Below are 12,115 nucleotides of genomic sequence, written 5' to 3'. Positions count from 1 at the left end.
AGACGTGAGGGTGACGGCCCTTCGGCGCGTTCCGGCTCGTCCGCCCGGGGGGCGGTGGCCGGCCGGTGGTGCGTACTGCGCGCGGGCGCGACGGGTGGACCGTCAGCCCTCCGCGCCCGTGCGGCGCATCCGGGCGGCGAGCAGCAGTCCGGCGCCGGCGACGAGTGCGGTACCCGCGCCGCCCGCGATCAGGGTCGTGCTGTTGCCGGCGCCCGTGGTGGCGAGGGGCGCCGCGTTGCCGCCCTGGGCGGTGACGGCGGCGCTGCCGGAGCCGCCGGCGGAGCCGCTGCCCGTCGCAGTGCCGCCGGTGCCGGAGGCCGGTCCGGAGCCGTTGCCCTGGTTCTGGCCGTCCTTGCCCGGGGCGGGCTTCTCCTTGTCCTTGGCCGCCTGGTCCTTGGCGCGGGCCTCGTGCTGGCCCGTCTTCAGGAACTCGGCCCGTTCGGCGGCGGTGCCCGCCAGGGCGGCGCGGCCCGCCTTCACGAGCTCGGGACCGCCACCGTCGATGATCTTGATGATCGTGACGCGGTTGTCCTGGTCGCGCAGCTCGTGCTGGGTCACCTCCAGGAAGTAGCGCAGCTCGGCCGGGGTCGGCGCCCCGTTGAGGAGCCTGCTGATCGCCCCGCTCAGGATGGGGCCGTCCCAGCCTTCGTCGATGCGGGCCAGTTCGACCCGGTCGTCCGAGGCATGGGCGAAGTACCGGCCGGTGTCCAGGAACTCCGCGCGGTCGGCGGGGGTGCCCTTGAGCGCCTTCTTGCCGGCCTCCTTCACCGCCGGGCCGCCGGTGCCGATGAGCCTGGAGATCTCGACCTTGTTGTCGTCGTCGCGCAGCTCGTGCTGGGTCACCTCGTAGAAGCGGCGCAGCTGTTCGAGGCCGGCTCCGCTGCTGAGGATCTTGTTGATGCCCTCCTTCAGGCCGGGGCCGGCCTTGTGGAGGAGGCGGGTGATCGCGACGCGGTAGTCGTCGAGGCGGATCCTGTGCTGGTCGACCTCGATGAACTTCCTCATGGCCTGCGGGCCGTCGGCGATGGCCTTCCGGCCGGCTTCCTTCATGTACTCGCTGGCCATCGGGTGGGCGATGATCGCGAGGATGGTCTTGCGGTCCTCTTCGGCCCGGTCGGGCACGGGCTGGTCCGGCGTGGTCGGGGCCGGCGGGCTGCCGGCGGCCGGGGCGTGCGGACCGGCGGCGAACGCCGGTGACGCGATGAGGACGGCCGGAGCAAGAGCGGCGGTGGTGACCGCTGCGGCGATCCGGGACAACTTCACAGACAAAACCCCCTGGGAACGTTTCTTCGGCACAGGAGACGTGTGACCTGCGCCGATGGTTGTACTGACGGGTCAACTCAAAGTGACCCCGCGCGGCGGACGGGTGAGAAGGCTGCCCCGGAAGCGAGTTGGGCCGATCGGCGCCCGGCGTTCACGGGTGCCCCGAACCCGGGCAGACGGCCGCCGGCACGCTCCGTACTCCCGCGTCTGTGCAACTCGACTGTTCTGCAACAGTCGTGACGGGGCGCCAGATCTCCTGTATTCCTTGATCATCTTCCGTGCTCCAATGTGCGGGCGGACAGGGGAACCGCGGAGGAATGAGGGGGAGGCGGGGACGTGCAGAAATCGGGACAGGTCGCGGTCTGGCTGGCGATCGCGCTCGTGGGGCTGGTGGTGGGGGTGGCGTCGGCCCTGGAGGTCGGCGGGGCGCTGGAGCGGGAGCGGGAGTACCGGGCCTCCCCGGTCTGCGCCTCCGCACCGGTGACGGCGTCGGCGTGCGTGTGGGAGCAGGCGTTCACCGTCCGCGAGTTCGACACCCACACGGACGACCGCGGGAAGGAGCCCGCGGCGACGTTGCTGCTCCCGAGCGGCAAACCGTGGAACGTCGCGTTCCGTAACACCGGTCCGGTGCTGTCCGAGATGCGGCAGGGCGCCCCGGTCGTCGGTGTGGTCTGGCGCGGGGGCATCGTAGAGGTGCGGGACGCCGACGGGCGGCGGCAGCAGACGACGTTCGGCCCGGTGGGGTGGCCGGCGGACCGGCTCGGGGGCGCTCTCGCCTGCATCTCCTTCGGCCTGGTCGCCCTCGCCGGCTCGCTGTGGGCCATCGTCAAGCGCCACGACCGGCGGCACGAACGCGCGGCGGCCATGGTGCGCCGGCACGGCGCCGCCCTGGGCATCACCGCTCTCCTGACGCTGTGGGCGCAGGGCAACAACAACTGGCCCCTGTGGGCGATCTGGGCGATCTGGGGGCCGCTCGCGCTGGTCCTCCTCGGCACGATGGTGGCCTCGGCCGCCGCCGCGCTCCGCAGCGATGCGGAGGGCTACGACCTGTTCACCGGGGCGCCGTCGGCCGGGAGAGCGGCGTGATCCCGGGCAGTGGGGGTCCGCCGCGTGAGTACCGGGTGAGCAGGGGCGGCTGGAACGGACCCTTTGGCGGGGCGGCGCCGCTCCCGCGTCGTGACCAGAATTCCCCCGCCCCGCCCGGGGCGGGGGTCACTCCAACCCGAATGGAAAACGTGAACCGCAAGCTGATACCCGCTGCTGTCGTCGCCACCTGCGCGGCTGCCGTCCTCGCCTTATTCGCCGGGCCCGTCAACGCCGACGACGCCCCCGGCCCCGTCCCCAGCGCCTCGCCCACCAGCAAGCCTTCCGCCTCGCCGACCGCCCGCCCCACGGTCATGCCGTCGGGCACCCCCGTACCGGGCCCCACCGCCTCCCCCGTCCCCGGCCCCTCCGTCACCCCGGACCCCACCGTCGCCCCGCAGCCCAGCAGGACGCCCACCGGCCATCCCGGAGGCGGCGGCGGGACCCCCGCGCCCGGCTGCCCCCGCACCGTGCCCCAGCTCCCCACCCCCGAGAGCGTTTTTGGGTACGGCACCGTCACCGTGAGCATGTGCGCCACCGACCACCGCACCGGCCGCGGCAGGCTGGTCTTCACCTCCGGGTCCGACAGCAACGACCCCATCACCTACCGCGTCACCCTGCGGTGGACCTACGAGGGCAAGCCCGAAGCCGGATGCGAAGGGTGCTGGTCCTCGGCCCGCTACGACTACACCGAGGACGTCTACGTCAACGATGCCGTCCATGCCCAGCCCCTTGCCGTCCCGTTCGTCGTCCGGCACCGCGGTGAGCTGATCGGCGAGCAGCGGCCCGGTACCGGCGTGACCGTGGTCGGCATCGAGCCCATGGAACCCGCCTGGCAGGACAACCCGAAGTTCGTGGGCCCGGTGCCCGGCGCCACGCAGCCCCCTCAGTCCTCCTGACCCCACCTGCACCATGCGGCCCGTCCCTGAACCTGGGGCGGGCCGTCGGCCTGAACCAGCGGGTGTCGAAGCGGTCCTGGGAGGCCGGGACGATGTCGGCGTAGCGGGCGGCGCGGGTGCCCATCGCACGGATGGGCACCAGCAGGGCCGCACCGGCCCCGGTGAGGGCGTAGTCGACGCGCGGTGGCGCCTCGGCGTAACGCCGGTGTTCCACCGGGCCGTTGCCGGCTGCTGCGCAGGCGCGGGAGGGCTCAGTCGGCGGTCGGGGTGCCGCGGTCGGGGGCGCTCATGTCTCCCGTCGCGGGAATGCCGTCGGCGAGACCGTAGCGCAGGTACACGGTGCCCTTCGGGCCGGCGGCCGGGGGTGCGAGGAGCGTGACGTTGGTGGGCACCGCGCCGTCGTCGAACACCTTCTTCCCGACGCCGAGGACGATCGGGTGCAGCCAGAGGTCGAGACGGTCGAAGAGCTTCTCGCGCAGGAGGGTCTGCACGAGGTTCAGGCTCCCGACGACCTTCACGTGCTCGTGCCGGTCACGGATCTCGCGCACCGCGCCGGCGAGGTCCGGGCCGAGCTGTGTGGACCCGGCCCACGAGAGGTCGGGCCGGCCGCGGGAGGCCACGTACTTCGGGACGCTGTTGAAGAGCGTGGCGATCTCGTTGTCCTCGCCGCCCTCCTGGTGGGGCCAGTGGGCGGCGAAGATGTCGTACGTCCGCCGGCCGAGCAGGAGGGCGTCCGTGCCCTCGTACGCGGCACCGACCTGCGCCCCGGCGACCTCGTCCAGCAGGGGTGCCTGCCAGCCGCCGAACGGGAACCCCTCCGGGTCCTCGTCGGGGCCGCCGGGCGCCTGCCCGACGAGGTCGAGGGTCGCGAACAGCTCGATGTGGATGAGGCCCATGGCTTGCCTGCTCCCTGTGAGTCGGTTGTCTCCGTCGAGAGACGGACCTGCGGGCGCCTGCGGACTCATCGCGGCGGCGGGGCCGGCTTCACCCGGTCGGGTGGAACGACCGCGAGGATCCGGCTCCGGCACAGGCCGGCCGACCGCGGACCGGCCACCGGTCGCGGTGGCCGTCCTGTGCCGGTGAAGCCGGACCCGCTCATCCGGACTCCGCGCCCCGCGGTTCGCGCAGGCGCACCGCGAGGGCGGCGATGTCGTCGTCGAGGCGTCCTTTGCTGTGGCGCAGGAGATCGCGGTGCAGGGCCGTGAGCAGTTCGCGGGGCGGTGTGGGGGGCTGCCGGCCCATCCAGGCTGCCAGCGGGAAGAACTCGCCGTCGCCGGCGCGGGCCTCGGCGATCCCGTCGGTGTACAGAAGGAGCAGGTCGTCGGGGGCAAAGTCGAAGGTGTCGACGGTGTACTGATCGCCGATCAGCTCCGCGAGGCTGAGCAGTGGCGATGGGGTGACCGACTCGAGGGTACGCAGTTCCCCGCGGTGCAGGAGCAGTGGCGGGGGGTGTCCGCAGTTGAGGATGCCCATACGTCCGCCCTCGTGCGGGATCTCGACGAGCAGGGCGGTGGCGAAGCGCTCCATCGGCCCCTCGGGGGGAAACGCGGCGTTGTAACGGGTGCTGCTGGCGTCCAGCCGGCGTGCGACGTCGACCATGTCGATCTCGCCGTAGGCGGCTTCCCGGAAGGCGTTGACGATCGCCGCGGCCGCCCCCACGGCCGGCAGGCCCTTGCCCCGCACGTCGCCGATGAGCAGCCTGACCCCGTAGGGCGTGTCGACCACCTCGTAGAAGTCCCCGCCGATGCGGGCCTCCGCCGCGGCCGCGAGATACAGCGACTCGATCTCGATGCTGCCGAAGCGGCGGGGCAAAGGGCTCAGCACCACCTGCTGCGCCGCGTCGGCGACGAGCCGTACCTGAAAGAGCGTGCGCTCCCGCTGGAGCCGGACGTGGCTTCCGTACGCGGCGGCCACGGTGACCGCGATGATCCCCGCGGCCGTCCACCACGTCCCCAGGTCGGGGAAGACAAAGCTGAGGCCGATCATCAGAAGGAGGCAGACCGTCCCGAGCAGGACGGTGGGGAGCACCGGCCACATGGCGGCGGCGAGGGCCGGTGCCGCGGGCAGGAGGCGGCTGAAGGCCAGTTCCGGCGGAGTGGTGTAGGCCAGGCTGGCGATGACGACGGTCAGGATGACCGGCGACAGCCGCACAAGTCTTCCCGGGCCGGGGCGCCTACGGGGCCGCGGTCGTCCGGACTCGATCACACTCACAGAGTATCTACGTAATGGGGGCACAGCGCTCCGACGGATCGGCGCGGGCCCGCCCGACCCGCACCGGCGCGGCGCGGCCTGCGGTGCCCCGGCAGGCCCCGGCGGGGCGGCCGCCTCCCCGGGGCACGGGGCGGCAGCGACCGCGGCGGACGCTGCGGAGGGCGGACCGCCACCCTTGATTCGAACATTTGATTGAATCAAGGGTGGCGGGGGTCCTCGGGGGTCAGCGGGCGCTGCCGATGTTGCGGTCCGCGTCGGAGCCGCTCAGCATCAGGGTGGTTTCCTCGATGCGGTGGAAGCGGCCGTCGGGGGCGAGGTCGGCGAAGACGTAGACCTCCATGCTGACGGTGGTGCCGTCGTTCTTGGTGATGTGGCAGGTGTGCCGGTCGGCGTACTTGCTGCCGTCGTACAGCTCGTCGTGGACCTCGACCGTGCCGCCGGCGACGATGCCGCGCAGGTGGGCGATGTGGTCGAGGAATCCGGCGCGGTCGGCCCACCGGCCGTCCGTGCGCTGGCGGTACCCGGGGGTGAAGTGGCGCTCGGCGGCCTCCTCCAGGGTGACGTCGCGGTTGAAGAGCAGGTCGTGGAGAGCGGCCTGGATTCCGGTGCGGTTCATCGGGGCTTCCTTGTGGTGTGAGGCGGTCCGGGAGGACCGGGGTGCACCGGGGCGCCCGTACCGGGGCGTACGGGGGCCGGTGCCGGCCGGGTTTTCAGGCGGCGGTCGCGAGGGTGGCGTCGAGCCAGTCGTAGATGCGGGCGAGGGCCAGGCGCATGGCACCGGGGTGACAGTGGGCGCCGGCGCCTTCCTCGGCGGTGAAGGTCATCAGGGTCTTGGGGCAGGTCAGGTGCTCGTAGAGCTGCTCGGGCTGGCCTTCGAAGAACTCGTCCTCGGCGGCGTCGCACACCAGGGTGGGGCACTGGATCCGTTCGGCGATGCCGCCGGCGAGGGTGTAGTCGAGGTAGGAGGCGCTGAAGGCCCGGGGCGTGTCGACGCCCATCACGTACATCCCGTGGTTGATCGCCCACCGGGCGGTGGCGTCCTGGGCCGTGATCTCCTCGAGGCGCGCGTCGAGTGCGGGGGCGGACTGCGCGCGCAGGAGCCGTTCGGCCTCCTCGCGCCCGCCGGGGATGTGGCGGGTGGATACCTGACCGAGGTCGTAGACGCCGTCGACGGCGATCAGGGCGGCGAGGCGGTGCTCGAACGCGGCCGCCCTGGGGGCGAGCAGGCCGCCCATGCTGCTCCCGAGGAGCGCGATGCGGCTGTTGTCGACCTCGGGGAGCGTTTCGGCGAAGTCGACGACCGGGGTGATGACGTTCTCCCAGTCGGGGCGGAAGACCAGGCCCTGGTGGTGGCGGGGGCCGGGCTGCCCGGGGCCGTCGAAGGTCAGGACGGTGTACCCGCGCTCCACGGCGGCCGACGCGCCGCTGAAGTGGAGTTCCTCGGCGGTGCCGTCGAACCCGCTGTGCATGATCAGGGTCGGGCGGGGCGTGCCGGTGTCGTCGGCCCGGTAGAGGTAGCCGGGCAGGGTGGTGCCCTCGTAGGGGATGCGGACCGGTTCGATGCGGGGGGTGCAGAGCGCGGCCGCGGCCCGGAAGCAGGTCACGCTGCGGTTGTAGGTGTGGTCGTGGCGGGGGTCGCACGGGTTGCCGTGCTGGAAGAACTCGGCCGACCGGTAGTAGTTGGAGGCGCGCAGGAATCCGTCGCGGGCGCTGACGGTGTGGCCCGCGTCCAGGGCCCGCTGGGCCTCGGCGGCGACCCGGTCGGCGGTCGCCGTCCATTCCTCGTGCCAGCTGTCGTAGTCGCCTTCCTTGATGCGTGCACCGGTGGAGACGACCTCGCCGAAGTCGGCGCCGCCGTAGGCGATGTGGCTCATCGAGCGCAGGGTCTCGTACCAGAACTGGGGGTTGCCGGGGAACAGCAGCGGCTTCATCACACACTCCTTAAGCACAGATCTGTGCGTACGGCAGGACTGTAGACCCCGTGGACCCCAAGAAGCAAATAGATGTGCTTACGATGTGCGGGTGACTTCGAAACAACCGGCCCCGCGCCTGCGCAAGAGCCCCGAGCAGGTCCGCTCGGCCGTCCACCAGGCCGTCATCGACCTGCTGTCCGATCCCGAGGGTGCGGATCTCACCATCCCCGCGGTCGCGCAGCGCGCCGGGGTGAACCACACCAGCGTCTACCGGCGCTGGGGCAGCCGGGAGGCGCTCCTGGCCGACGTGGTCGTCACCCGCCTCGAACGGGACTGGCCGCTGGCCGACACCGGAACCCTGCGCGGCGACCTGACGGCCTGGGCCGAGGGGGGCGTCGCGAGCATCCGCACGCCCGAAGGGCGGCTGCTCATCCGGGCCGTCGCCCTGTCGATGCCGGGCAGCGCCACGGCGCAGGGCGAGCGCGCGCAGCAGTTCGAGCGCCGCATCGGCGCGATCGAGCGCATCCGCGAGCGAGCCGCCGCACGGGGCGAGGTCCCCCCGCCCCTCGACCAGATCCTCGACCAGCTCGTCGCGCCGCTCTACCTACGGGCGATCTTCGGCATCGACCCGCCGGCCTCCGGCTACCCGGAACTCCTCGTCAACCGCCTCCTCGGCGCCGCAGCCTGACCGCCCCGCGCCTGCGGGGCGCAGGGGTCGGGCCTGCTCGGGGCCGTCGGTGTCGTTGTCGTTGTCGGTGAAACGGTCGGTGCGGGGGCGGGGCTGGGTGTCGGTGAGGTGCTCGGTGCGGGGGAAGCGTCTGCCGACGGGCCGGAGGAGGGCAGCGGGAAGCCGCGGACGGGCCCGGGCGGGCCGGGGATGAAGGAGCCCGGCCCGTGGGCGAACGCCGCCAACCGCATGCCGTCGCGGGCCGTGGGGCCGGCTCGGGGAATGAGCTGATCGGCCGCTCGGGTCAGCCCCGCCCGGCAGTCCCCGGACGTCCCGGTGAAAGAGTCTCCCGCCACCATCGCGGCCAGGACCAGCCCGGCCACCGCGGTCGCTGCGGCCGGCGGACGCGCCGCCGCGAGCAGGCCACGGCTCCTCCCCCGCCACCGCGTCCGGGCACCGGAGCCGGAGCCGGAGCCGGAGCCGGCGGCAGCGGCCTCCCGGGTGTCCAGGGTGTCCCCGCCCTCCCCCGCCCCTTCTCCTGGTGGCGCCCCCTCGGCCCGGGCGGCCTCCTGGCGTGCGCGGTGCAGGAGTTCGTCGTATTCGCGCCGGGCCCGGGCGCGCAGTTGTGCGGCTTCGGCCTCCGCGCCGGCCCGGATGCGGTCGGCCTCGGCGCGGGCGTCCCTGCGCAGGGCTTCGGCTTCCTGCGAGGCGTCGTCCAGAGTCTGCCGCACGGTGGCGCGCAGGCGTTTGTTCGCGGGCTGGGCCCGGCGCTGGAGCAGCTTCACCTCCTGCCAGCGGCGCCGCCATTCGTCCACGGTCGCGGGGGCGGCCCGGAACCCGGCAGCGGCGGCCGGGTCCAGGTGCCGGGGAGTGGTGACGACCCGGACGAATTCGAGCAGTGCCTCCAGGGAGGTGAACCGCTTGCCGGACAACAGCTCGTTGAGTCCGGCCTTGGTCAGCCTCGGTCGCGACGAGGCGCCCGCCACGGTCGCGTAGGTCGGCGCGCCGTGCACGATGTGCAGCCGGTTCAGCTCTTCGGTGAAGTCGTGCAGCGCGTCCTCGAACGCGGTGACAGCAGCGACGTCGTGCGGCTCGATCCCGGCATCCTCATGCGTCACCGGGTCACCCCCTTGTCCGGAAACCGGCGCCAAGGCCCCTGGCGCCGTACGTGCGCGGAATCCGCCGAACGGTGTCGAACCCCGGCGGCGTTCGGGGCCGGGGCGGATTCCGCGTGCTGTGGCGGGTGTTGTCCGGGTCCATGCGGGACCGTACGGATCACTGGGAACCCGCCCGCAGGACCGGTCTCCTTGAGACATGACCCACTCCGACGCGACACCCCAGGCGCCCGACCCCGTACCTCCCGCACGGCAGGAGCCGGCCGCCCCGCCCGAAGCCGGCCGGTACGGGAACCGCGACAGCGTCGTGCTGATCGCTCTCCTCGCCACCTGTGCGGGTGTCTACCTCGCCGTCGGGGACACCGGCTTCGCCGGCGTCATCAGTGCCGTCGCCGCTCTCTACGGCACCTGGCGCACCCGGCGCTGACCGTGCCGGGAGAGCGGGGCCGGCCGGGGGGCGGCCCGCCCGTGCAGGCCGCCCCCGCCGTCCCCGCTCCCGGGAATCACTTCGACTGGTAGACGCCGAAGACGTCGAGCACCAGGTCGGCGTCCTGATAGCCCTGGTTCCAGAAGTTGATGACGCCGTGGTCGCCGTCGCTCGCCTGCACCAGGTTCGGGACGATCGCGCCGGCCGTCCAGTTCAGGGTGGAGGAGCCGGGGCGCGGCCCGGCGTCCGCGGCCGGCTCGCCCGGTGCCGGAAGCGGGTTGGGGCTCGGCGCCACCGAGAGGAATCCGTCGCCGCCGGTCTCGGTGACGGTGGTGTTCAGCACGTAGGCCTCGACGCCCGTCGCCGCCTCGGGCGTGAACCCCTGCGTGATGTGCTCCCGGGCCCGGAACCTGCCGCCGGGCCAGCCGTATGCCTCCTCGCGGGTGTCGAGGGTCCGGAACGGGGTGAAGGGCAGGAAGGCGGCCTTGCTCTCCTTGCTGTAGTAGCCGACGACGTCGACGACCACGTGGGCCGGCAGGTAGGCCCCGTTGAAGACCTTGATCGTCCCGTCCGCGGCCACCGGCACGATCACCGCGTTGGCCACCGTCTGGCCGGCCACGAAGTTCAGGTTCGACGCCGTCGGGACCGGGCCGTCCCCGGACACGGTCAGGTGCCCGAGCCCTCCGGGTTCGGTGACCGTGACGTTCAGCGCCACGGCCGTGATGTTCTGGGGCACCCCCTGCAGACCGCTGATCCCGGTCGTGAACGCGCTGCGGGCGGCGAGCTTGCCCCGGGACGTACCGAGGCCCTCACGGGTGTCCACGAACCGGGCGGGCGTCATCGACGTGTAGCCGCCGGCCGAGGCCCGGGTGAAGTAGCCGGTGACGTCGGCGATCAGGTCGACCGGCTGCCCGCCGCCGTTGTAGAGCTCCACGTACCCGTCCTCGCCGACCGGCACGATCACCAGGTTCGGGACGGACCGGCCGGCCGTGTAGTTCAGGTTCGAGGTCCCCGGGCGGTCGTGGCCCGCGCCGGGCCACGCGGTCACGTACCCGCTGTCGACGGTCTCGGTGACCGTGACGTTGAGGGCGACCGCGGTGACGCCCGCGGGGACGGCGGCGTTGCCGGCCACCTTCACCCGGGCCGAGCCCTGTCCGGCGACCTTGCCCGCGGGCGCGCCGGTGCCGTTGCGGGTGTCGAGGAGGCGGGTCGGGGCGTGCGGGGTGAAGTCGGAACCGGGGGTGAGGAAGGCGCCTCCGTTGGCGGCCTGGACGGCGTTGGCGGTGTCGGTGACCGTCACCTTCACCTGGTACTCGCCGGACTTGTCGTACGTGTGCGAGTGGTGCAGCTCGGCGTTGCCCTGGGCGGTGAGCGTGTCGGACTTCCCGTCGCCCCAGTCGATGACGACGCCGAGCGCGAAGTCGGCGCTCGTGATCAGGGCGGTGAGCTCGATGCCGTGCGCGGTGTAGCTGGTGCCGCTGACGTCCACCGCGAGAGCCGGGTTGGCCCCCGCGGCCGGTGCGGCCGGCTCGGCCTGTACGGCCTGTGCGGTCTGTGGTGCGGCGGTCTTGGCGTTCGCCTTGCCGTTCCCGGCGGCAGCGGGCAGGGCGGTACGGATCGTGCGGTCGGCCGGGCTGTGGAAGCCCTCGGAGGTGGCTGCCTTGGCTATCGCCTCGGCCACACCGGCCGCGACGGGTACGGGTACGGGATCCGCAGCCTGCGCGGTACCCGGGATGATGCCGAGACCGGCTGCCACGAAGGCAGCGGTCATTACGAGTCGGTGGTTGCGCACCGGCCCCCCAGTTGTGGTGATGAGCGAAGAGGGGCCAACGTATGGAGGGTTCCGGCCAAGGGTCACGGAGTCCTGACGCAGTTCACTCCATAGGGGCCAAGGCTTTACCGGCTGTGCGGTTTGTGATCGACAGGAGGCCGTCGGAACGGCGGCCCGCGGGCGGGCCGTCCCGTCCCGGCGTTCCTCATGCCCGCCTGACGGCCGAAGCCGCCGTCACGTGGTGTGAACCGCTCCCCGGCACCCCGGCGGATCCGGGACGGCGGCGAGGAGTTCGCCCTTCACGTCTTCGTAGTCGGCCCGGGCCTGCTCGTCGCCGTGGTGGTAGTCGGTCCAGAAACCGGGCCGCTGCCAGCGGGCATCCGCGAGACGGGTGCGGCCGCCGGTGATGGTCAGGGTCCAGCCGGGCGGTATCCGGGGGTCCACCGTCTCGAAGCCGTCCGGGTCCCAGAGCAGTCCGGGGTCGGGCGAGTCGGGGCCGAGCACGCGGATCTGGCAGTCGATGTCGTGGGCGACCAACTCCAGAACCGGGTAGACACCGCCCACGCGGATCCCGTCGTACTCCGCGACGGGGACGTGGCCGTCGGGATGGATGATCTCCAGGCATCTGACTCTCATGGGCAGAAGTCTTGCCCGAGCCGCTCCCCGGCCACCGTCCGGGGCGCAGGACCCGGGCCTGTCGGGGGCCCGGCCCGTCGGGGGCCGCCGGCCGTCCCCTCCCCCGCGCGCACCCGCGGCACGGCGGTTG

The 12,115-nt window shown here is 72.9% G+C and carries 12 protein-coding genes; 4 read left to right on the top strand and 8 right to left on the bottom strand.

Annotated elements, in window-relative coordinates; translation table 11 throughout:
• Positions 1 to 102: 102 nt before the first annotated feature.
• A complete protein-coding gene (locus ACWGE1_RS36325) occupies positions 103 to 1,263 on the bottom strand; it encodes an ALF repeat-containing protein (protein ID WP_453424736.1) in 1,161 nt (386 codons plus the stop codon).
• Positions 1,264 to 1,599: 336 nt separating this feature from the next.
• Between ACWGE1_RS36325 and ACWGE1_RS36320 the strand changes: the two genes are divergently transcribed.
• Both ACWGE1_RS36320 and ACWGE1_RS36315 read left to right on the top strand, forming a co-directional pair.
• Positions 1,600 to 2,349 (top strand): hypothetical protein, encoded by a 750-nt coding sequence (locus ACWGE1_RS36320; protein ID WP_453424735.1) that lies wholly within the window; start codon positions 1,600 to 1,602, stop codon positions 2,347 to 2,349.
• Between the two features lie 311 nt (positions 2,350 to 2,660).
• Positions 2,661 to 3,245 (top strand): hypothetical protein, encoded by a 585-nt coding sequence (locus ACWGE1_RS36315; protein WP_453424734.1) that lies wholly within the window; start codon positions 2,661 to 2,663, stop codon positions 3,243 to 3,245.
• Positions 3,246 to 3,496: 251 nt separating this feature from the next.
• On the opposite strand, the gene ACWGE1_RS36310 is transcribed toward ACWGE1_RS36315, so the two are convergent.
• The 4 genes from ACWGE1_RS36310 to ACWGE1_RS36295 form a co-directional block, all read right to left on the bottom strand.
• The gene (locus tag ACWGE1_RS36310) at positions 3,497 to 4,141 is read right to left on the bottom strand and encodes a dihydrofolate reductase family protein (protein WP_453424733.1); all 645 of its coding nucleotides are present in this window, start codon (positions 4,139 to 4,141) and stop codon (positions 3,497 to 3,499) included.
• A 199-nt stretch (positions 4,142 to 4,340) separates the two neighbouring features.
• Positions 4,341 to 5,396 (bottom strand): PP2C family protein-serine/threonine phosphatase, encoded by a 1,056-nt coding sequence (locus tag ACWGE1_RS36305; protein WP_453424732.1) that lies wholly within the window; start codon positions 5,394 to 5,396, stop codon positions 4,341 to 4,343.
• A gap of 283 nt (positions 5,397 to 5,679) precedes the next feature.
• Positions 5,680 to 6,072: a nuclear transport factor 2 family protein gene (locus ACWGE1_RS36300; protein WP_453424731.1), complete on the bottom strand. Its 393-nt coding sequence runs from the start codon at positions 6,070 to 6,072 to the stop codon at positions 5,680 to 5,682.
• 94 nt (positions 6,073 to 6,166) lie between these two features.
• Entirely contained in the window at positions 6,167 to 7,387 is a 1,221-nt protein-coding gene (locus ACWGE1_RS36295) for an alpha/beta hydrolase family protein (protein ID WP_453424730.1), read from the bottom strand.
• A 91-nt stretch (positions 7,388 to 7,478) separates the two neighbouring features.
• Here ACWGE1_RS36295 and ACWGE1_RS36290 point away from each other — a divergent pair, with 91 nt between their 5' ends.
• Positions 7,479 to 8,057: a TetR/AcrR family transcriptional regulator gene (locus ACWGE1_RS36290; protein WP_453424729.1), complete on the top strand. Its 579-nt coding sequence runs from the start codon at positions 7,479 to 7,481 to the stop codon at positions 8,055 to 8,057.
• Here ACWGE1_RS36290 and ACWGE1_RS36285 read toward each other — a convergent pair.
• Entirely contained in the window at positions 8,012 to 9,154 is a 1,143-nt protein-coding gene (locus ACWGE1_RS36285) for a hypothetical protein (protein WP_453424728.1), read from the bottom strand. The two genes, ACWGE1_RS36290 and ACWGE1_RS36285, sit on opposite strands and share 46 nt — an antisense overlap.
• A gap of 196 nt (positions 9,155 to 9,350) precedes the next feature.
• On the opposite strand from ACWGE1_RS36285, the gene ACWGE1_RS36280 reads away from it, so the two are divergent.
• Positions 9,351 to 9,578 carry a hypothetical protein gene (locus ACWGE1_RS36280; RefSeq protein ID WP_453424727.1) on the top strand — a complete coding sequence of 76 codons (228 nt, stop codon included), beginning with the start codon at positions 9,351 to 9,353 and terminating at the stop codon, positions 9,576 to 9,578.
• 76 nt (positions 9,579 to 9,654) lie between these two features.
• Here ACWGE1_RS36280 and ACWGE1_RS36275 read toward each other — a convergent pair whose 3' ends face one another.
• Both ACWGE1_RS36275 and ACWGE1_RS36270 read right to left on the bottom strand, forming a co-directional pair.
• Positions 9,655 to 11,349, bottom strand: a complete 1,695-nt coding sequence (locus ACWGE1_RS36275; protein ID WP_453424726.1) for a PKD domain-containing protein — start codon at positions 11,347 to 11,349, stop codon at positions 9,655 to 9,657.
• 234 nt (positions 11,350 to 11,583) lie between these two features.
• On the bottom strand, positions 11,584 to 11,985 hold the full coding sequence (locus ACWGE1_RS36270) for a hypothetical protein (protein WP_453424725.1): 402 nt from the start codon (positions 11,983 to 11,985) through the stop codon (positions 11,584 to 11,586).
• Between the last annotated feature and the right edge of the window lie 130 nt (positions 11,986 to 12,115).

The sequence above is a fragment of the Streptomyces sp. NPDC054932 genome, from assembly GCF_053610205.1.
This window is presented reverse-complemented; position numbering and strand designations above follow the sequence as displayed.

Bases quoted from the DNA above. Each gene is read 5' to 3' on its own strand.
- ACWGE1_RS36280 (WP_453424727.1), top strand. From the start codon at position 9,351: ATGACCCACTCCGACGCGACACCCCAGGCGCCCGACCCCGTACCTCCC.
- ACWGE1_RS36275 (WP_453424726.1), bottom strand. From the start codon at position 11,349: ATGACCGCTGCCTTCGTGGCAGCCGGTCTCGGCATCATCCCGGGTACC.
- ACWGE1_RS36295 (WP_453424730.1), bottom strand. From the start codon at position 7,387: ATGAAGCCGCTGCTGTTCCCCGGCAACCCCCAGTTCTGGTACGAGACC.
- ACWGE1_RS36315 (WP_453424734.1), top strand. From the start codon at position 2,661: ATGCCGTCGGGCACCCCCGTACCGGGCCCCACCGCCTCCCCCGTCCCC.
- ACWGE1_RS36310 (WP_453424733.1), bottom strand. From the start codon at position 4,141: ATGGGCCTCATCCACATCGAGCTGTTCGCGACCCTCGACCTCGTCGGG.
- ACWGE1_RS36270 (WP_453424725.1), bottom strand. From the start codon at position 11,985: ATGAGAGTCAGATGCCTGGAGATCATCCATCCCGACGGCCACGTCCCC.
- ACWGE1_RS36300 (WP_453424731.1), bottom strand. From the start codon at position 6,072: ATGAACCGCACCGGAATCCAGGCCGCTCTCCACGACCTGCTCTTCAAC.